Here is a 20,313-nt window from a genome sequence, read left to right as displayed (position 1 = left end):
GGTCTATCGACGGTAAGCTCGCCAACTTAGCAGCCAAAATGCGACACCTGCGATGCCACCGCCCATAGATAGCTGCTCATAAGGGCTTGAAATTAATATTGCGGAGCATACGACTAAAGTAGCTCCAACACCAAATAAAAACTTTCCAGTCGCTTGTTGGCGTTTGTTATCTTGGTAACCTTGATATAGCTGATCCATTCTTTGGTTCATCGCTTTACCCTGGCGCAAACTGTCATAAAGTAACTCTGGCAGCTCGGGCAATTTTTCTGCCCAAAATGGTGCACGCTCTTTAACTGCGTTGATCACAGCTTGCGGCCCCACCTGATTCATCATCCAAGTTTCAAGGAAAGGCTTAGCCGTTGCCCACAAATCCAGCTGTGGATACAACTGACGACCAAGGCCTTCCACATACAACAACGTTTTCTGCAGAAGCACCAACTGAGGTTGAACTTCCATGTTAAAACGTCTTGCTGTATTAAATAAGTTTAGCAACACATGGCCAAATGAGATCTCACCAAGTGGTTTTGCAAAAATCGGCTCACACACCATACGAATCGCGAATTCGAAATCGTTGACATTAGTGTCGTGTGGCACCCAACCCGAATCGACGTGAAGCTCAGCCACTTTGCGATAATCTCGATTAAAGAACGCCAACAGGTTCTCAGCTAAGTAACGCTTATCTTCGCTGTTGAGCGTGCCAACAATGCCACAATCCAAACCAATCCACTGAGGGTTTTCTGGGGTTTCTGGGTTAACGAATACGTTACCTGGATGCATGTCTGCGTGAAAAAAGCTGTCGCGAAACACCTGAGTGAAAAATACCGTCACACCGCGCTCAGCCAGTAATTTCATGTTGGTGCCGTTGGCATTTAGCGTTTCAATATCAGAGACTTGAATACCGTAGATTCGTTCCGACACCATCAGGGTTTCACAGCTTAAATCAGGGATAACCTCTGGAACATACAACTCTTCACTGCCTTCAAAATTACGTCGCAATTGAATCGCGTTTGCTGCCTCTCGGCGTAGGTCTAATTCATCAAGTAACGTTTTTTCGTACTCATGAACGACTTCAACGGGTTTCAAACGACGTGCTTCAGGAAGAGATTTAGCGACTATACGCGCCATTCGGTGCATCAGTTTTAGATCTGCATCAATCACAGGACGAATATCAGGGCGAATGACCTTAAGGACAATTTCACGACCGCTCTCTTTCAGTTTCGCAGTATGCACCTGAGCAATAGAAGCCGAAGCCAGGGGTTCAATAGCAAAGTCGGTAAACCAATTATCGAGGCTACCACCGAGGGCTTTTTCCATATCTCGCTTAGCCAATTGACCATCAAATTGTGCCACTTGGTCTTGCAATAACGCCAGTTGATCGGCGATGTGAGGAGGAAACAGATCCCGACGCGTTGACATCATCTGACCAAACTTGACCCACACAGGCCCTAACTCTTGTAAAGCAAGACGCAAACGCTGACCTAACGCCTTATCTTGATGCTTATTCTTCAGCCAAAACAGAGACTTTCTCGCCAACAAAGGGGCTTTAGTCAACTGGTGTTCCGGCATCAATTCATCAAGGCCGTATTCCAACTGCACTTTGATAATATGATAAAGACGTTTCAGTTCTGTTGGGGTCATGCTTTCTCCAACAACGTGTTCAATTTGGCTTCAAGGCGAGCAGCAGAGCTTTTTACGTCATCAACTTGATCGCAAAAATGTGCTACTTCCAATGGTGCTGGTGCCATTTTCCACTCTTCGGTTAATACCTGAGCAAGGTGGTGTTGATGCTTAGTTACTTGCTGAGACACAAAACCACCGACGTTTTTAACGCCTTGTACCAAAGTATGAGCAATTACATCACCCGTCACACGCGATAGCCACTCTTCCAAGTCAGGCTTGCAGTCTGTCATCAATTGTGCAAATTTCTGAGCCAACTGAATATCACCGTCTAAAATCAGTTTATCTTGCTTGATCAGTTTAGTGATGTTCGATTGTTCACGCAGTTCCGGCAGTACTGATAGATTCAAAGATAGGTAACAATCCGGTTGCCCTTCGTATTCCGACAACACATCAATTTGTTGACTGAAAACGAAAGTGAGGGTTTTGTTCAACTCTTTCAAATGAACTTGAATGATCTGCCCCTTTAAACGAGACAAACGACGAACCAAGGCTGGATCATCGTTCACGAAAGTATTTAAAGAGATTTCAATAACCGCGGTGACCAATGGATCAAATGGCATGACTGTCCTTACCTTTGAAAACGGATAAGCCTTAACCTATCCGTTCTGTCTTTATTTTTAACGTTTAGCACACTCAACGAGCCTGCTGCCAAGTTCAACTAGAACTTGTAACCTCGGTGCAGCGCAACAATACCGCCCGTTAGGTTGAAATATTTCGTACTCTCAAAACCCGCTTCTTGCATCATGCCTTCCAAGGTATCTTGGTCTGGGTGCATACGAATAGATTCAGCAAGGTAACGATAGCTGTCTGCATCGTTAGCAATCAACTCACCCATTTTTGGCAATAGATGGAAAGAGTAGGCATCGTAAACCTTTGATAGTGGCTCAAGCACCGGCTTAGAAAATTCAAGTACCAGCAGACGACCACCCGGCTTAAGCACACGGTACATTGAACGCAGCGCTTGATCTTTATCGGTTACGTTACGCAGACAAAAACTGATCGTAATGCAATCAAAGTAGTTATCTGGAAATGGCAGCTCTTCAGCGTTCGCTTGCACGTAATGCACATTGCCAACAATACCACTATCACGCAGTTTATCGCGGCCAACGTTCAGCATTGAATTATTGATATCAGCGAGAACCACATGGCCTTTTTCGCCGACGATACGCGAGAACTTCGCTGTCAGATCACCGGTACCACCACCTAAGTCTAAGATACGTTGACCCGGGCGAACGCCACTGCAATCAATCGTGAATCGCTTCCACAAACGGTGAACACCACCCGACATTAAGTCATTCATGATGTCGTATTTAGCGGCTACAGAGTGAAATACCTCTGCTACTTTCGCGACTTTTTCGTCTTTTGCGACGGTTTCGAAACCAAAGTGTGTGGTTTCTGACTCTACTGCTGAATTTGTCTGCACGCTTGTGTCCATAATGCTGTTATCTACCATGGTAAGTTCTTATCGACAGTCCACTGTTTATTAGAGTGTGCTGCGGCCGATCAGTTTACTTTATCCTCAGCGGGTTGTCTTTCTACTAAGGAGGCATTTTCTGAAAAAGCCTCATTTTGAGCCATCTCGGTAACTCCAAGAGAGATCGATTTTTTAACTTCAACACCAAGCTGTTTGAAGCTTTCGGCCTGACGAATCACATTGCCTCGTCCCGTCACTAGTTTATTCATCGCGCCTTGGTAGCTTTGGTTGGCTCTATCGAGTGAGCTGCCAAGGCCTTCCATATCATCAATAAATAGACGCAGCTTGTCATAAAGCTTACTTGCGCGTTCTGCGATGACCTGAGCGTTCTGGTTCTGCCTTTCATTGCGCCATAGGTTATCAATAGTACGCAGTGCCACCAGCAAGGTGGTTGGGCTAACCAAGATAATATTTTGCTCCATCGCGTCTTTGACTAAGCTAGGATCCGCTTGAATCGCCACTTGAAACGCAGGTTCAACAGGAATAAACATCAACACATAATCCAGACTTTGAATGCCTTTGAGTTGGTGATAATCCTTTTGGCTTAAACCCTTAATATGTGCGCGCAGTGACACCAAGTGATCACGCAGTGCAGTATCACGTTGTTGATCCGTTTCAGCATTGAAGTAACGCTCAAACGCGACCAAAGCCATTTTAGAATCGACCACCACTTGCTTATCTTGTGGCAAATGCACAATCACATCCGGTTGATAACGCTTGCCCGCATCGTTTTGCAGGTTCACTTGTGTTTGGTATTCATGGCCTTCGCGCAGCCCTGATTCCGCAAGCACGCGGGCCAGTACCACTTCGCCCCAGTTACCTTGTTGTTTATTATCGCCCTTTAACGCTTGAGTTAAGTTAACGGCCTCACGCGTCATGCTTTCATTGAGACGTTGCAGATTTTTCAGCTCATGTACCAAGGTGTGACGCTCTTTGGCCTCTTGACTGAAGCTGTCATTCACTTGCTTCTTGAAACCTTCCAACTGCTCTCTTAGTGGTGACAACAAGCCTTCTAGGCTCTGCTTATTCTGCTGATCGACCTTAGCAGTTTTGGTTTCAAACAATTGGTTCGCTAACAGCTCAAACTGCTGCTTAAGTCGAGACTCCGCTTGCTCTAACAATTGTAATTTTTCACTGTTGGCGAGGTTTTCTTGGTCATGCCTCGCCTCTTGCTCTCGAAGCTCCGCCTCTAACTCAGACTTATGATCTTTAAGCACATTGATCTCATCAGAGTACTGCTGTCGCTCTTGCTTGACCGCCTCAAAATAGCGAAGCTTTTCCATCGCAGCCATCACCTTGCCATGCGCTTGCTTAAGTTCAAATGCCGCTTTGTCTCGCTCATCATCCAGTTCATTGAGTTCTTGTTGCGCCTCTGCGAGTGATGATTTGAGTTGTGACTGTTGTGATTCATGCAGCAAACGGTCAGACTCGATCTGCTGTTCAAGAAGTTGCTGCTGAAAAGAGCACTTCTGTTTGACCCACCAACCCACCACACCGCCGCTGAAGAGCGCGCCAGCCATTGCGGCAATAAGCGTTGCCTGATGTTCGATAATCCATTGCATGGTCATGATTTGCCTAATTGGAAATAACTCATTAAATGGTATTTTGATACTGGATAAATGTCCAGTTTGCCGTGTTGAAATTCGACAGATAGACTAGGCGCTCCGAATTCTGTCCCATCAAATTAGAAATGAGTTGTCATGAACGAACGTCGCGCCTTAGGCTTTGGCCTTTCCGCTGTACTGCTGTGGTCAACGGTCGCTACTGCTTTTAAGCTGACCCTTGCTGAGTTTTCACCCATTCAAATGCTGACCATCGCCAGCATTGTGTCGTCGATTGCACTAATCGCCGTTTGCGCGTTTCAAGGCAAGCTCTCTCAACTGAGTACTACGTTTCTTTCAAATCCTTGGTATTACCTACTGCTCGGCTTGGTTAACCCATTGGCCTATTACCTGATTCTATTCAAAGCCTACGACCTGCTGCCCGCTTCTCAAGCTCAAGCCATCAACTACAGCTGGGCGATCACGCTAACCTTAATGGCGGCGGTTTTTCTGGGGCAAAAAATTCGTAAACAAGATTGGGTAGCTTGTACCTTCAGCTATATCGGTGTGGTCGTCATTGCCACTAAAGGTAATGTATTCGGGATGCAATTTGATAGCCCACTCGGTGTGACTTTAGCTCTGCTTTCAACGCTACTTTGGGCGGGGTACTGGATCCTTAATACCAAAAATAAAGCCGACCCTGTGGTGGGGGTATTGCTTGGTTTCTTGGTGGCATTGCCCTTCGCGATTGGTTTAACCCTTTATGAAGGCGAGAGCTTTAGCCAGATCACAGCGAAAGGTTGGATGGCCGTGACTTACGTAGGCCTGTTTGAGATGGGGATTACCTTTGTCTTGTGGCTATCGGCATTGAAGCTCACCAACAACACGGCACGTATTAGTAACCTGATTTTCGCATCACCGTTTATCTCGTTGATGCTACTTTCAACCATCATTGGTGAAGAGATTCACCCTACGACATTGTTTGGCTTGATGCTGATCATCGCTGGCTTAGTGATTCAACAGCTCAAGTTTTCAAAAAACAAAGCTGCGTAAATAAGCGCTAAAAGATTCGATTGAGCACGAAAAGCTATCGATAAAGTCGAACCTAGAGCCAGAACACAATGTTAGATACAAAAATGGCGAGTCGTATGACTCGCCATTTTTATGTCATTTAAAATCTAATGGATAAGCTAAAAGCTTAAACCCACTGACCTGCTGCGAAGCCAGAGCTCCAACACCATTGGAAGTTATAGCCACCAAGCCAGCCCGTTACGTCCATCACTTCACCAACGAAATAGAGGCCAGAAACGCTCTTACATTCCATGGTTTTTGAAGAGAGATGGTTTGTATCCACACCGCCAAGCGTTACTTCGGCAGTACGGTAACCTTCGGTGCCGTTGGGGGCGATTTTCCAATTTTCTAGGTGATCTACGATGCCATTCAATTGTTTTTCATTAAACTGCTTGAGTGGCTTATCTTCCAACTCTTTACGGTCAATCAGCACCTCAACAAAACGCTTTGGTAGCGCTTTCGCCAAAGTATTTTTCAGGCTCTGATTTGGGTGTTTCTCACGAGAGTTAGTCAACAGTTCAGCCACATCCACCTCTGGTACAAGATTGATCGACACAGACTGTCCCGCTTTCCAAAACGACGATATTTGCAGTACCGAAGGGCCAGATAAACCGCGGTGAGTAAACAACAGTGCCTCTTTAAACAAGGTGCCGTCTTGCGCGGTGATTTCGGCAGGGATCGCGATACCAGAAAGCTCAGCGAAATCTTCTTTGTCTTCTTTATGTAAGGTGAATGGCACCAAACCCGCCGTAGTCGGTATCACAGACAAACCAAACTGCTCAGCAATCTTGTAGCCAAACGGCGTTGCACCGAGCTTAGGCATCGATAGGCCGCCGGTCGCGACAACCAATGAATCACACTCAACTTCGTCGGTATTGAGGAGCATCTTGAAGCCAGTGTCCGTCTTTTCGATGGCGTGAACGTCACAGCGGTAACGTTGATCCACTTTTGCTTGCTTACACTCTTCAAGCAACATGCTCACGATGTCTTTTGCAGTGTGGTCATTGACACAGAATAACTGGCCATGATCGCGCTCTTCAAACTCAATGCCGTACTTGCTCACCATCGAGATGAAGTCCCAGTTGGTGTATTGAGATAAGGCTGACTTAACAAAGTGAGGGTTGCTACACAGAAAGTTATTGGCTGAAACATCATAGTTGGTAAAGTTACAGCGACCACCTCCTGAGATTAAAATTTTTCTGCCTGGCTTTTTCGCATGATCGACCACCAGTACTCGTCGGCCACGTTTTCCCGCTTCCGCAGCACACATTAAGCCCGCGGCGCCCGCACCAATTACGATTACATCAAACTTTTCACTCATTGTGACTCTGCTTTCTTCACTTTTGCATCTCGAGTACACCCTGTTCTCGAAATACCATCAATAAAAAAGGATGCGCATAAACAGCACACCCTTACTAATCGCTCGCTATTCTAACGGCAATTTTCAACTTTGCAATTGATGCTCAATTGTCCAAATTGAAGACAACAGCAGTCACACCTTACGGCTTACAAACCCACAACGGTTACTTTCTATCACTTACCAATCGGTTACACGATGAAAGAAGACAGAAGCGTTACACCTAACAAAGCGACAGAAAGTATGAACAACTGTCTCACTCGATCACACTTCGAAGTGAATATTTCGTCGTGATGATGATGGTACTCTTTACTTTTGATGTAACTAAACAAGCGAACCTGTTTGGTCATATTGCCATGAGTGGTGAAGAAACCACCGCCATCTACTTGTTGATAAAGTAGAGGATGTGCTTCACGCATGATGTAAATAAGTGTTCTTAGCGCAGTGAGATAACGCGCCCAGTTCACACAAGTCACAACCATTAATGCAAATAGAATAGTGTCGCCGCTGATCATCCTTTCCTCCCTACATCTTCATAGGAAAACTCAAAAGAAAAAGATTATCAGTGTCTTTTTCAAACTACCTAAACGGCAGGAGCTTCCATAACTGAAGATGAACCATCTTTTGCCAATTGCGCTAAGTCTTTATCAATAAAGAACAGTGCTTTACCGTCTTCACCAACAAGCTCTAGCTTATCCAATACGCCTTTAAACAGCTTCTCTTCTTCATGCTGCTCCGCAACATACCACTGAAGAAAATTAAAGGTTGAGTAATCTTGTGTGCTGAAAGCAACGTGAGCCAGTTTGTTGATCTTTTCAGTGATCATCTGCTCATGTTCATAGGTTTCACGAAACACTGCGCCAAGGCTTTCAAATTCATGTTTTGGTGCTTCAATCGCACCCAGAATTGGCATTGCTCCGGTTTCACTTACATAAGTAAAAAGACGTTGCATGTGTTCCATTTCTTCTACTGCATGAACACGCAGAAACTGTGCTGCACCTTCAAATCCTTTATCTTCACACCAAGCACTCATTTGTAAGTATAGATTGGATGAGAAAAATTCTAGATTAATTTGATCATTCAGTTGCTCTACCATAGTTTTTGACAGCATTTAAGACTCCTAATTACATCCCTAATTTTCTTTACTATACCACTATTTAATGGATATCTCGCAGGCCATTAGTTAACCAATATGTCGGACAGGCAGTACGCAAGACCGTGGATATGAGATCACTTCAGCAAAAAAAGACCTCACATGGTGCTAATCTTTAATCAGGCAATGATTAAGGAGATAGCAATATGAGTTACAAACATATTTTGGTCGCGGTCGATTTATCAGATGACAGCAAATTACTTGTGGATAAAGCAGTAGCCTTGGCTAAGCCATTGGAAGCCCAAGTCTCTTTTATCCATATCGATATTAACTACGCAGAGCTCTACACTGGCCTGATTGATATCAACATGGCCGAAACCCAGCACAACGCAATGGAAGCCTCTCGTATTCAGCTGCAAAATTTTGCGGAGCACGCTCAATACCCGATCGCTCATACTCTCGTGGGCAGTGGTGATTTAAGTAATGAACTGTGTGACACCATCAATGAGTTCAATGTGGATTTGGTCGTCTGCGGTCACCATCAAGATTTTTGGAGCAAACTGCTCTCTTCAACACGACAACTGATCAACGCGTCTCCGGTTGATATGTTGGTCGTACCTCTAAGAGATTCAGAAGACTAATGATTTAAGGTTAGGTAACATACCGCTCATATCTTATTAACGAAGTTTTACTATGAGCTATTTAGCTGGTGTTACCCTCCTTTGGGCCTTCTCCTTTAGCCTGATCGGCGTTTACCTTGCGGGTCAGGTTGATTCTTGGTTCTCTGTTTTAATGCGTGTTGCCCTTGCTGGCGTCGTATTTCTTCCTTTCCTAAAATTCCGAGGCATATCTCGTAAGCTGATCGCTAAACTGATGGCAATTGGTGGTATCCAGCTTGGCCTGATGTACTGCTTCTACTATCAATCTTTCTTGCTGCTATCCGTTCCTGAAGTTCTACTCTTTACCGTTTTCACGCCGATTTATGTCACGCTGATTTATGACTTTCTCAAAGGGCAATTCTCTCCGTGGTACTTAGTCACTGCGGCTATTGCGGTTTTGGGCGCGGTATTCATTAAGTTTGCCGGCATCAACGATAACTTTTTAGTCGGCTTCCTCGTTGTACAGGGGGCAAACCTGTGCTTTGCTATCGGTCAGGTGGGCTATAAAGTGGTGATGGAAAAAGAGTCGACAGAGTTGCCGCAACGAACGGTATTTGGTTACTTCTACTTAGGGGCGCTCTGTGTCGCTTCGGTTGCTTTTATGCTGCTCGGTAATCCAGAGAAACTCCCCACCACCACGCTTCAATGGGGAATCCTGATCTACCTTGGCTTGATAGCCTCGGGGCTGGGTTACTTTATGTGGAATAAAGGCGCATGCATGGTGAATGCCGGCGCACTGGCCGTAATGAACAACGCCTTAGTTCCCGCAGGCCTTGTGGTGAATATCCTGATTTGGAATAGAGATGTCGACTTGGTTCGTCTCGCCATTGGGGGGAGTGTTATTTTGCTGTCCTTATTCGTCAATGAGACGTGGGTGAAAAAGCGTGTTACAAAGGCCGCTAACCGAGCCTAATTGATTAAGATGTCGATGATCTTAAAGTCTAAAAAAGCAAAAGAGCGACCGTAGGTCGCTCTTTGTTTTACACTGAACGCCACTCATCATGATTAATGAAGATGGTTCGCGACTTGGAATTGGGGTTCGATATATAGAGCGCTCTCGACCTGTACGTTGAGGTGTTCAAGCTCACTTTCCAATTCCTGGCTTTTCTTAAACAGCTTTTGCTGTTTCTTAATCATCTTCGCGAGCTTTTTATTGTACTTCTCTTGTTTCTTAACGGCTTTCTTCGCTCGTTTAAGTTCCGCTTTCTCATCGCTATTCACATCAATCACAGGCGTATCTAACGGAGTATTTTTCAGCGATAGCTTATTGATCTTTAGCGCTTCGCTAAGAGTCTTTTCAGAAACGGACAAGGTTTCAGAAAATGGTCCGCACGCGAGTTGTTCTTCGTCGGGTTTCACCTGACCATCAAGAGGAGGAATTGCGATGGGCTTGCATAGATTGACTTCATTTGCCGATGAACGAGCACAAGATTGGCACACAAACTTAGGTTGGGTAACCAAACGGTGGATCTCTCCTAGGTGTTCGGTGATATCTCGACGATTTAACTTACACAAGCGTTTAGCCATGCTACAACTCCAGATAAGAATAGTAATAATTCTTAGTTAGACATACATCCGTAACGTAACTATCGCAAGTATAAATGACAATTTATCGTACTCATGACGGGATATTTTTTGATATTGTTAAGTCATCGATGCTTTGACATAAACATCAAAACGGTTCTTTTTAGTTTCAATCGCCATGCTCGGTTGTCGCTCATTTAACCACGCCGCGTAGTCGGGTCTTTTCACTACAACTCGTTTTGATGCGAGCGTAAGAGCGGGCTGTAACAGCGCATCGGCATCCAGGTCAGCACCAACCAAAGATTGAAATACGCGCATCTCTTTTTTAACCAAAGCCGATTTTTTTTTGTTCTCAGGGTGTGGGTACATTGGATCTAAGTACACAACGTCTGGCTGTTCGAAGTTCGGGTCGTTACTGAGCTTGTCTAATGCATCATGGCTGGAAGCGTGAATCAACGTCATACGTTCACTTACCCAACCACCGATATCAGGGTCTTGTTGCGCTCGCTGTAAGCCATCATCTAGCAGTGCAGCCACAACTGGATGACGCTCGACCATTTGCACCTTACACCCTAAAGAAGCCAACACAAACGCGTCACGACCTAAGCCGGCGGTGCCATCAAGAATAGTTGGTATTGCGCCTTTGTTTAAGCCTGCCGCTTTGGCAATCGCTTGACCTTTGCCCCCACCAAACTTACGCCGATGACCAACCGCGCCTCCTACTAAATCAACAAAGATAGCGCCAAGCTTAGGTTCATCAACTTTACGCAACTCAAGTCGCTCGTTTGTCAGTACTAAGGCAAACTCGCTGCTTTCATCATGGGATAAATTCCAACGGGTCGCTAAGTCATTTAAATGATCGATTTGGGTAGCATCTTCGCAAATCAGTTGTAGTTGCAAGGTCGTCTCCAACAGACAGTAATATTCAAAACAAAGGAGGCAATCAGTTTACCTGATTGCCTCAACAATACATATTAACGGAGAAAAGTATTCACAAGAAAGCAAAACGCTCAACCATTGATAGAGCGAACCATCACATGGGCCAAATTATTGACCATAATAAACCGAGCTTCTCTCTTCACGAGGTCAGTTGGGCGTTTCTTTGAGCAAACAAGCGATACTGTAAGTCTTCGTCATCTTGATGATGGAGGTAATAACGATTGCGCCCCTCCTTTTTGGCAGTATGGCAAGCAGTATCGGCCTGAGCATGAACCATCTGAGGTGAAGCGGCTGTATGATCAATCAATCGAATACCAATAGAACAGGTCAGGTTGAGGCAAAGGTCCCCCCACAAAAATGAATGTTCACTCATACTAGAGAGAATATTGCAGCAAACATTGATCGCATCTTGCTCGGAACAATCCCTAATTAACACCGCAAACTCATCGCCCCCCATACGCGCCAATACGGTATTGCTCGGCAGCACATCCTCTAACAGTTTTGCACTAAACAAAATCGCTGCATCACCCGCTTCATGGCCGGCACTATCGTTCAACACCTTAAATTTGTCTAAATCCAAAAACAACATCGCGTGCGTGCGCATATGGCTTTCGACTTCTTTCAATGCCTTTTTCAGCTCTTGTTCAAAGTGGTTGCGGTTAAAGGTATCGGTCAATGAGTCGTGACGTGCTTGGTGCTCTAATTGTTCAGAAAGCTCATAGGCCTCAGTGATATCTTCCCCCACAATCAACAACTGGTCAGACTCAATCAATGGACGAATGTTTTCACGAATCCAAATGGTACTGCCATCAGCATGACGATACTCGATATCACGACGCCATACGCCACGAATCTTATGCTGTGGTTGCAACAAGAGATAACGTGGAAGCATCGCATTTTCATCAGCATAGAATTCTCTAGGGCGATGACCCAACAGCTTCTCTAACCGGTAACCCAAAAGCTCTTCAGCAAACTGATTCACTTGCTGAATGCGACTATTGCCATCGAGTGTAATCATCATTACTGGCTGTTTTTCGTAATACAGTTTGAGGTTTGCTTCGCGTTGGAACAACTTATTCTCGGCGAGCTTACGCGAGGTCACATCACGTGCTTCAAATAGAAACTGAATGTCTTCTTCACTGCCCGGCATCGGCTTCAATGAAATATCTAGCACCATTGCACCACAATCACGAGACCACACCTCAGCTTCAAATCGTAAAGCTGAGTGAGCACTTTTTACGATGAAATATTCGGTGAGTATGTCGCGCGCAGAATCTTCCCAGTGTTGATGTTGTTGGAGAGGTGTACCTAATTTGTAGCCCTGATTATAAAGCAGTTCATGCAATTTCCGGTTACTCAACAACAACACCCCCTCCTTGTCGAGGATGCCGATAAATTGCAAACTCTGATCGAATATCGATTCAAGAAGCCGTTGACTCTGACGACTGGCTTTTTCACTTTTCTGAAGACGATTCAAATAGTAAACCAAGGCAGCGATAACACATAACATTGTGACAAACAGCAAGCCTATGGTTCGTATTTCATCATGATAACGCATCATGAATGGCTGTGGCTTATTGAGGAAAGTGACGGAGGCTTCATTATCTTCCCCCAGATCCCAGCGCAAAATTTGTTGGTAATCAAGCGTAACCCTTGAGGTTCCCGAGGTGATAGAGGGAAGTACTCCTGTCGGATTATCCAGCACCTTTAGCAACATTCGCCCAGCATCTCGACCTTGGCTTTCACCACTTTGAATCACACCACCAATCGCACCAAACCCAAGCCCCAAATCATGAACGATATACAATGGCATTTGCGCTTTGATGTTCAATTGACGCCAGTCTTCATCAGTACTCGCGCGACCATGAGCATCGCGGTAATACGCACAAAACAATAAGCTTTCCCCAGGCTCTGCATGCTGAGAAAATGCGATTAACTCTTGATAGGAATCAGGAACGTAATGCTCGACAAGACCGGAAAAGCTCGGATGGGTTTGAATAAATCGATCAATTTGGGCGCGAATCGTCTGTCCCGTTAGCGAATGGTCGGTCACCACATACACTTTTTTCACCGTCGATTGAAGGCGCTTAATAAGATCGACATTACCCGCCAAATCAATGTCTTCAGTAATACCGGTCGCGTTTAGGCCTTCTATCATCTCTGATGAATAATTGTTTATACCACCAAAAATAACTGGCGTGCCTTTCAGTTCTGGCGCGAGGCGCTTCATTAGATTCAGCGCGTTGTTATCACTGACCACTATGGCAGAAAACGATTCATGGGCCAGCTTAGTGCGGTAAAGTTGATAAAGACGTTCTAGGTACTCTGCACTTTGAAAGCGTTTACTATCAAGGTAAACAACCCGATAAGACAAACCAGCACCATCGAGTTCTGCTGATAATCCTTTATGGAAATCATGCGTCCAAAAAAAACTTTGATGGTAAGAGTGAACAACCAACACATCTTTTGTCTGTGCGGAAGCAAAAAGGCTCCAGCACATCAAAATTAATAACAACGAAAATCGCACGAAAATCACCCTAACACTATAGTTGCTGCTAATATTATCACCCTTGGCTATCATGTGTACTCTAACCGGTATAATTTCGTTCTATCTAAAGGATCCTGCATGTCCACACCCCCAGCTCGCCTCGATGACCTAGACCGCGCTATTTTAAAAACCTTAATGGCAGACGCACGTACGCCCTATGCTGAAATGGCTAAGCAATTCGACGTGAGCCCCGCGACGATTCATGTTCGAATTGAGAAAATGAGATCGGCAGACATTATTGAGCGCACTGAAGTCGTCGTAAACACCAAGAAATTAGGTTATGACGTATGCTGCTTTATTGGCATCAACCTCAATGCAGCCAAAGATTACCACTCAGCGATCGCTAAACTGAATGCGTTAGATGAAGTAGTAGAGGCGTATTACACCACTGGTGCTTACAATATCTTTGTAAAGCTGATGTGTAAGTCGATAGAAGAGCTGCAATTTGTATTGATCGATAAACTGCAAGCGATCGATGAAGTTCAGTCGACAGAAACCCTGATTTCACTGCAGAACCCGATCAACCGCAATGTGAATCCATAACATTGATTCGCCTTGCTTGGCATAACATAACGCACAGACAAAAAAAGAGCCTCTAACCAGAGGCTCTTTTCACAATTATCTCGCAATAAACGAGATAGTTACCGTGATTATACGTTGATTCCCGCGTGGCGCAGCATTGCGTCGATTTGTGGCTCACGACCACGGAAGCGTTTGAACAGCTCCATTGGCTCTTCACTGCCACCCATTTCAAGGATGTTATTCAAGAAACGATTACCGGTTTCAGTGTTGAAGATACCCTCTTCTTCAAATGCCGAGAACGCATCTGCCGATAGCACTTCTGCCCAAAGGTAGCTGTAGTAACCGGCGCTGTAGCCACCAGCAAAGATGTGACCAAAGCTGTGTGAGAAACGGTTCCAATCTAGGCTTGGCAATACCGATACCTTAGACTTAACATCCGCTAGCGTTTCTAATACGCGAGCACCGACTTCTGGATCGTACTCTGTGTGTAGTGTGAAATCGAACAAACCAAGCTCTAGCTGACGCAGGATAAACATCGCAGATTGGAAGTTCTTCGCCGCCAGCATCTTCTCTAGCATCTCTTTGGGTAACGCTTCACCCGTTTCGAAGTGACCAGAGATGAACGACAGCGCTTTTTCTTCCCAACACCAGTTCTCTAGGAACTGACTTGGCAATTCAACCGCATCCCAAGGCACGCCATTAATACCCGCAACTGCGCCCGCTTCTACTTGCGTCAGCATGTGGTGGATACCGTGGCCGAATTCGTGGAATAAGGTCACCACTTCATCGTGAGTAAACAGTGCAGGCTTATCACCAATAGGCTTATTGAAGTTACACGTTAGATAAGCAACTGGCGTTTGTAGCTCGCCAGATTGTGTAATGCGACGACCACGACAGTCATCCATCCAAGCGCCACCACGTTTGTGTTCACGTGCGTATAGATCGAGGTAGAAGCTACCTCGCAGTGTTCCAGTCGCATCAAAGATATCAAAGAAGCGCACTGACTCATGCCAAGTGTCTACACCTTCACGCTCAGTTACCGACATACCAAACACGCGGTTCAGCACCTCAAACAGACCTGAAACCACATTAGATTCAGGGAAGTAAGGGCGAAGCTCTTCATCAGAGATCTCGAACAGCTTCTGTTTTTGTTTCTCGCTGTAGTAAGCGATGTCCCAAAGATTCAATTCAGAAACACCAAACTCTTTCTCAGCAAACTGACGTAGCTCTTCTACTTCGCGCTCACCTTGCGGTTTGGCTTTTACTGCTAGGTCGTTAAGAAAACCAAGTACTTGGTCTGGCGTTTCTGCCATCTTAGTCGACAAAGATTTTTCGCTGTAAGTGCTAAAGCCAAGCATGCGTGCGATCTCGTGGCGCAGCTTAAGTTGCTCGGTGATGATCTCAGTGTTGTCCCACTTACCTGCGTTTGGACCGCGATCTGAAGCGCGCGTTACGTACGCTTCGTACAGCTCTTTACGCAGCTCTTGGTTATCACAGTAAGTCATCACAGGTAGGTATGATGGGATATCCAGAGTCAATAGGTAACCTTGTTGCTCTTTAGACTCAGCCGCCGCTTGAGCTGCCGCCAATGCGGATTCAGGCATACCTGCCAGTTCAGCGACATCTGTGATCTGCTTGCTCCAACCCATGGTTGCATCAAGCACGTTATTTGAGAATTGAGAACCTAGCTCCGACTGACGCTTGCTGATCTCGCCGTAGCGGTGCTGTTCGTCTGCAGGTAAGCCAATCCCCGACAATTCGAAATCACGCAGTGCATCTGTAATGGTTTTTTGTTGAGCTCGATTTAATCCAGAGAACGCCTCGCTCGCCTTGATCTCTTTGTACGCTTCAAACAGACCTTTGTGTTGACCCACCCAAGTGCCGTACTCAGACAACAGAGGCAAACAGCTTTCATACGCTTCACGCAGTTCGTCACTGTTCACGACAGAGTTCATATGGCTTACCGGTGACCAAATACGACTTAAACGATCATCCACTTCTTCAATTGGAGCCACCAGGTTGTCCCAACTTGGTGAAGTATTACCTTCAAGTACTTGTTCTATCTTGTTGCGACACGCTTCAATCACTTGCTCAACGGCTGGCTTTACGTGCTCTGGCTTGATCTGTGAAAACGGAGGTAAGTCCGTGAAGGTTAATAGCGGATTAGACATATAAACATTCCTTTGGCTTTAGAGACTTTCGTCTTTTTTGTAATGAGGTCGTCTTACAGTCATCAGGCTAAAGTTCGCCCTAAAAAATCACCTGCGAATAGTTATTAAATAGTGCCCAACAAGGCAAATTTCAATAGTAGAACCAATAACTAACTGCATATTGCTAGCGACTGTTCCTGAATTGTTCGAGAATTTATGGTCCATTGAGGGTTATAATAGTTAGATTAACCCCACCTACACTAACCACACTCTAATTCGAGAGTGTTACGAGAGTTTAATTTGTTAAGTTATCGCCACAGCTTCCACGCAGGTAACCATGCCGACGTAGTAAAGCATATCGTACAGAGCCTTATTCTTAATTCTTTGAAACAGAAAGATAAGCCTTTTGTTTATCATGACACTCACTCTGGTGTAGGTCGTTACGACTTAACGCATGAATGGTCTGAAAAAACTGGCGAATACAAACAAGGTATTGCACGCGTCTGGGCACAAACAGAACTTCCTGAAGACATTCAAAGCTACCTTGAGTCTATTTCCATTCTAAATAATGGCGAGAAACTGCGTTACTACCCGGGTTCTCCACGTGTTGCACGTGCACACCTACGTGACCAAGACCGCATGGTACTGACTGAGCTTCACCCAGCCGATCACCCGCTGCTTGAACAAGAGTTCCACCGTGATCGTCAGGTATCTATCTACAAAGAAGATGGTTTTAAGCGCTTAAAGGGCAGCCTGCCACCAAAAGAACGCCGTGGTTTAGTACTGATCGACCCACCTTACGAGTTGGCAAAAGAGTATCGTGATGTGGTGACTGCAATCGCTCAAAGCCACAAGCGCTGGGCAACCGGTATCTACGCAATTTGGTACCCGGTAGTCAATCGCTGTGATATCGAAGATATGATCGAAGGTCTCGAAGGCTTAGGCATCAACAAGATTCTACAAATCGAACTTGGCGTATCACCAGACACCAACGAGCGTGGTATGACAGCATCAGGCATGATCGTGATTAACCCGCCCTGGAAGCTAGAAAGCCAAATGAAAGAGATTCTTCCATTCTTGAAGGAAGCAATTGCGCCGGCGACCGGTCACTTCAAAGTAGAGTGGATCGTACCCGAGTAATCTCGAGCTTAACGTCATGCTCTGACGAATATTCAGCAGATTGTGACCTACACGAATAAATTTTAAACAGGGAGATTGAGTTCAACCGATCTGCCCTCAATATAATAATTAGACAATTTAAGAATCTATAGGACGTAGGTGTTCAGTGCGCTCACTGTACCCACAGCCTTTAATAAATGGAGAAAGTAATGGCGACTCATTTTGATTACATCTGTATCGGCGGCGGCAGCGGCGGCATCGCATCAGCAAACCGCGCAGCAATGCACGGTGCAAAGGTTGCACTTATCGAAGCTCAAGACCTTGGTGGTACTTGTGTAAACGTTGGTTGTGTTCCTAAAAAGGTAATGTGGCACGGCGCTCAAGTTGCTGAAGCGATCAACCTATACTCTGAGGATTACGGCTTCGACGTTGACGTAAAAGGCTTCAACTGGAGCAAACTGGTAGAAAACCGCCAAGCGTACATTGGCCGTATCCACCAATCTTACGATCGCGTTTTGGGTAACAACAAAGTAAACGTAATCAAAGGCTTTGCTAAGTTTGTCGATGAGAAGACTGTTGAAGTTAACGGTGAGCACTACACTGCGGATCACATCCTGATCGCTGTGGGTGGTCGTCCAACCATTCCAAACATCCCAGGCGCAGAGCACGGTATCGACTCAAACGGTTTCTTCGACCTGATGGAACAACCTAAACGTGTTGCTGTTATCGGCGCAGGCTACATCGCAGTAGAAATCGCAGGCGTACTAAGCGCACTTGGCACAGAAACGCACCTGTTCTGTCGTAAAGAGTCTCCACTACGTAGCTTCGACCCAATGATCATCGAGACATTGGTTGAAGTAATGGAAGCAGAAGGTCCAACACTGCACACGCACTCTGTTCCGAAAGAAGTAGTGAAAGAAGCAGACGGCACACTGACTCTACACCTAGAGAACGGCAACACTCAAAACGTTGACCACCTAATCTGGGCTATCGGTCGCCACCCAGCAACGGACGCGATTAACCTAGCATCAACTGGCGTTGCAACGAATGACCGTGGCTACATCAAAGTAGACGAATTCCAAGCAACCAACGTTCCTGGCATCTACTGTGTTGGCGACATCATGGAAGGCGGTATCGAGCTAACGCCTGTTGCCGTTAAAGCTGGTCGTCAACTTTCTGAGCGCCTATTCAATGGTAAAACCAACGCGAAAATGGACTACAAGCTAGTGCCTACTGTTGTATTCAGCCACCCACCTATCGGCACAATTGGTCTAACGACTCAAGAAGCTGAAGAGCGATACGGCAAAGACAACATTAAAGTTTACACATCTAGTTTTACTGCAATGTACACCGCCGTCACTCAGCATCGTCAACCTTGTAAGATGAAGCTAGTCTGTGCGGGAGATGAAGAGACCGTTGTTGGCCTACACGGTATTGGTTTCACGGTTGATGAGATGATTCAAGGCTTCGGCGTTGCGATGAAAATGGGCGCAACCAAAGCAGACTTCGACTCTATTGTGGCGATCCACCCAACAGGCTCAGAAGAGTTTGTTACTATGTAGACCTAAGTCTAGAAAACTAAACTGTAGATCTTCATGATTTGGAAGATCTACTCTTTAGATTTGTAAAGTATAGAAAAATAAAAAAACACTGGCCATATCTATATAACCAGTGTTTTTTTCGGAGTTCATCGCTGTATCATTTTTTCTAATTAATAGATTAATGCTTTGAGCTTACTTGGGTTGTATCTATATTTATCTTTTAACCAACTATCGACGGATGATTTTCCGCCTCCCGCTAGCATAAAGATGCCAGAGACAAATATCCACATTGCTGGGAATTCCCAACCGCCAGTAGGGAGTACCCATACATACCCAACAGCATAGTGACCACCAAGACCGACCGACACGAAAAGATAGGCTGCCGATCCAAAACCAGCTAATCGAGTCATAAATCCAAATGAAAGCATAACAGCAAGAGCTACCTCGATAACTCCAGCTAACACAACGAAAGCTTGAGGGAATGGAAGACCAATACTCCCGAAGTAATCGCTGAAGACTGCGAATGGAGCTCCACCCGCTAATAGGTGTCCAGTGAAGTGAGCAATGAACATCATGCCAACATAAATTCTTATTAGCGTCATTCCCCATTCGTAACTATTCGTACTTCCGACAACTCGACTTTGCTCTGACGTTCTTTTTAGCCAAGGTTGTTTTACAATCTGAATAGCCAATAAAACGAAAAGTAATGTGCTAGCAATCTCGATACTTTGTATGCCAGGCCCAGTTTCCGCGACCATAAGTGGGTCAAGTGATGACAACGTTGAAAGGTCTATTTTTTCAAGGTGCATGGTTGAGAACAATCTTCCAATCGTCAACCCACCAAGCATTGAACCAATTAGACCAAAAAATTCAACATTACCTTTTTTGTACGTAGCAACAAGTGAAATAATCAGAACAGCGATAAATACCGCTGTAGAGATAAACACCCAGGCACTTAGCCCGTTATCGAGTAGCGCTTGGACTGACAAGAAGACAGTAACAACAGCTGTAATAATCGTTAGCAGCCGTAATAACTTATCAAAAGTATTCATTTAATTCGCCTTAAATTAACGGCCCAATCAATGGGCCTTAATT

At 45.3% G+C, this 20,313-nt stretch carries 17 protein-coding genes and 1 pseudogene; 6 read left to right on the top strand and 12 right to left on the bottom strand.

What is annotated here, in order from left to right; all coding sequences use genetic code 11:
* Nucleotides 1-3 precede the first annotated feature (3 nt).
* The 4 genes from ubiB to rmuC all read right to left on the bottom strand — a co-directional run bounded on the left by ubiB (nucleotide 4) and on the right by rmuC (nucleotide 4,716).
* Nucleotides 4-1,638 (bottom strand): ubiquinone biosynthesis regulatory protein kinase UbiB, encoded by a 1,635-nt coding sequence (gene ubiB / locus OCU36_RS00345; RefSeq protein ID WP_261838542.1) that lies wholly within the window; start codon nucleotides 1,636-1,638, stop codon nucleotides 4-6.
* Nucleotides 1,635-2,240, bottom strand: coding sequence for a ubiquinone biosynthesis accessory factor UbiJ (locus OCU36_RS00340; protein WP_261838541.1), 606 nt, complete (start codon nucleotides 2,238-2,240; stop codon nucleotides 1,635-1,637). The genes ubiB and OCU36_RS00340 overlap by 4 nt, the downstream gene beginning before the upstream one ends.
* Nucleotides 2,241-2,338: 98 nt before the next feature.
* Complete coding sequence (ubiE, locus tag OCU36_RS00335) at nucleotides 2,339-3,118, bottom strand: bifunctional demethylmenaquinone methyltransferase/2-methoxy-6-polyprenyl-1,4-benzoquinol methylase UbiE (protein ID WP_261839661.1); 780 nt, start codon at nucleotides 3,116-3,118, stop codon at nucleotides 2,339-2,341.
* Nucleotides 3,119-3,183: 65 nt separating this feature from the next.
* Nucleotides 3,184-4,716 (bottom strand): DNA recombination protein RmuC, encoded by a 1,533-nt coding sequence (gene rmuC, locus OCU36_RS00330; RefSeq protein ID WP_261839660.1) that lies wholly within the window; start codon nucleotides 4,714-4,716, stop codon nucleotides 3,184-3,186.
* 138 nt (nucleotides 4,717-4,854) lie between these two features.
* Here rmuC and OCU36_RS00325 point away from each other — a divergent pair, with 138 nt between their 5' ends.
* The gene (locus tag OCU36_RS00325) at nucleotides 4,855-5,748 is read left to right on the top strand and encodes a DMT family transporter (protein WP_261838540.1); all 894 of its coding nucleotides are present in this window, start codon (nucleotides 4,855-4,857) and stop codon (nucleotides 5,746-5,748) included.
* Nucleotides 5,749-5,893: 145 nt separating this feature from the next.
* Here the strand turns inward: OCU36_RS00325 and OCU36_RS00320 are convergent, their stop codons facing one another.
* The 3 genes from OCU36_RS00320 to ftnA all read right to left on the bottom strand — a co-directional run bounded on the left by OCU36_RS00320 (nucleotide 5,894) and on the right by ftnA (nucleotide 8,234).
* Nucleotides 5,894-7,087 (bottom strand): BaiN/RdsA family NAD(P)/FAD-dependent oxidoreductase, encoded by a 1,194-nt coding sequence (locus OCU36_RS00320; RefSeq protein ID WP_261838539.1) that lies wholly within the window; start codon nucleotides 7,085-7,087, stop codon nucleotides 5,894-5,896.
* A gap of 227 nt (nucleotides 7,088-7,314) precedes the next feature.
* Complete coding sequence (gene uspB, locus OCU36_RS00315; protein WP_261838538.1) at nucleotides 7,315-7,638, bottom strand: universal stress protein UspB; 324 nt, start codon at nucleotides 7,636-7,638, stop codon at nucleotides 7,315-7,317.
* 68 nt (nucleotides 7,639-7,706) lie between these two features.
* The gene (ftnA, locus tag OCU36_RS00310; RefSeq protein WP_261838537.1) at nucleotides 7,707-8,234 is read right to left on the bottom strand and encodes a non-heme ferritin; all 528 of its coding nucleotides are present in this window, start codon (nucleotides 8,232-8,234) and stop codon (nucleotides 7,707-7,709) included.
* A 188-nt stretch (nucleotides 8,235-8,422) separates the two neighbouring features.
* Between ftnA and uspA the strand changes: the two genes are divergently transcribed.
* Together uspA and OCU36_RS00300 are read left to right on the top strand one after the other, a co-directional pair.
* On the top strand, nucleotides 8,423-8,857 hold the full coding sequence (gene uspA, locus OCU36_RS00305) for a universal stress protein UspA (RefSeq protein WP_261838536.1): 435 nt from the start codon (nucleotides 8,423-8,425) through the stop codon (nucleotides 8,855-8,857).
* Between the two features lie 52 nt (nucleotides 8,858-8,909).
* Nucleotides 8,910-9,788: a carboxylate/amino acid/amine transporter gene (locus tag OCU36_RS00300; protein WP_261838535.1), complete on the top strand. Its 879-nt coding sequence runs from the start codon at nucleotides 8,910-8,912 to the stop codon at nucleotides 9,786-9,788.
* 92 nt (nucleotides 9,789-9,880) lie between these two features.
* Here the strand turns inward: OCU36_RS00300 and OCU36_RS00295 are convergent, their stop codons facing one another.
* From OCU36_RS00295 to OCU36_RS00285, 3 genes and pseudogenes are all read right to left on the bottom strand, one after another.
* On the bottom strand, nucleotides 9,881-10,402 hold the full coding sequence (locus OCU36_RS00295) for a DUF3450 domain-containing protein (protein WP_261838534.1): 522 nt from the start codon (nucleotides 10,400-10,402) through the stop codon (nucleotides 9,881-9,883).
* Between the two features lie 117 nt (nucleotides 10,403-10,519).
* Entirely contained in the window at nucleotides 10,520-11,299 is a 780-nt protein-coding gene (locus OCU36_RS00290; RefSeq protein WP_261838533.1) for a class I SAM-dependent methyltransferase, read from the bottom strand.
* Between the two features lie 214 nt (nucleotides 11,300-11,513).
* A pseudogene (locus OCU36_RS00285) lies at nucleotides 11,514-13,838 on the bottom strand (diguanylate cyclase); the annotation flags it as partial.
* Between the two features lie 126 nt (nucleotides 13,839-13,964).
* On the opposite strand from OCU36_RS00285, the gene asnC reads away from it, so the two are divergent.
* Nucleotides 13,965-14,429 carry a transcriptional regulator AsnC gene (gene asnC / locus OCU36_RS00280; protein ID WP_261838532.1) on the top strand — a complete coding sequence of 155 codons (465 nt, stop codon included), beginning with the start codon at nucleotides 13,965-13,967 and terminating at the stop codon, nucleotides 14,427-14,429.
* Between the two features lie 107 nt (nucleotides 14,430-14,536).
* On the opposite strand, the gene prlC is transcribed toward asnC, so the two are convergent.
* Nucleotides 14,537-16,579 (bottom strand): oligopeptidase A, encoded by a 2,043-nt coding sequence (gene prlC, locus OCU36_RS00275; protein WP_261838531.1) that lies wholly within the window; start codon nucleotides 16,577-16,579, stop codon nucleotides 14,537-14,539.
* Between the two features lie 279 nt (nucleotides 16,580-16,858).
* Between prlC and OCU36_RS00270 the strand changes: the two genes are divergently transcribed.
* Both OCU36_RS00270 and gorA read left to right on the top strand, forming a co-directional pair.
* Nucleotides 16,859-17,698, top strand: a complete 840-nt coding sequence (locus OCU36_RS00270; RefSeq protein ID WP_261838530.1) for a 23S rRNA (adenine(2030)-N(6))-methyltransferase RlmJ — start codon at nucleotides 16,859-16,861, stop codon at nucleotides 17,696-17,698.
* A 188-nt stretch (nucleotides 17,699-17,886) separates the two neighbouring features.
* Entirely contained in the window at nucleotides 17,887-19,239 is a 1,353-nt protein-coding gene (gene gorA, locus OCU36_RS00265) for a glutathione-disulfide reductase (protein ID WP_261838529.1), read from the top strand.
* 149 nt (nucleotides 19,240-19,388) lie between these two features.
* On the opposite strand, the gene OCU36_RS00260 is transcribed toward gorA, so the two are convergent.
* A complete protein-coding gene (locus OCU36_RS00260) occupies nucleotides 19,389-20,270 on the bottom strand; it encodes a DoxX family protein (RefSeq protein WP_261838528.1) in 882 nt (293 codons plus the stop codon).
* Between the last annotated feature and the right edge of the window lie 43 nt (nucleotides 20,271-20,313).

This window comes from Vibrio artabrorum, assembly GCF_024347295.1.
Taxonomy (GTDB): Bacteria; Pseudomonadota; Gammaproteobacteria; order Enterobacterales; family Vibrionaceae; genus Vibrio; species Vibrio artabrorum.
Note: the sequence above shows the minus strand (reverse complement) of the source record. Positions and strands in the feature narration are given on the sequence as shown.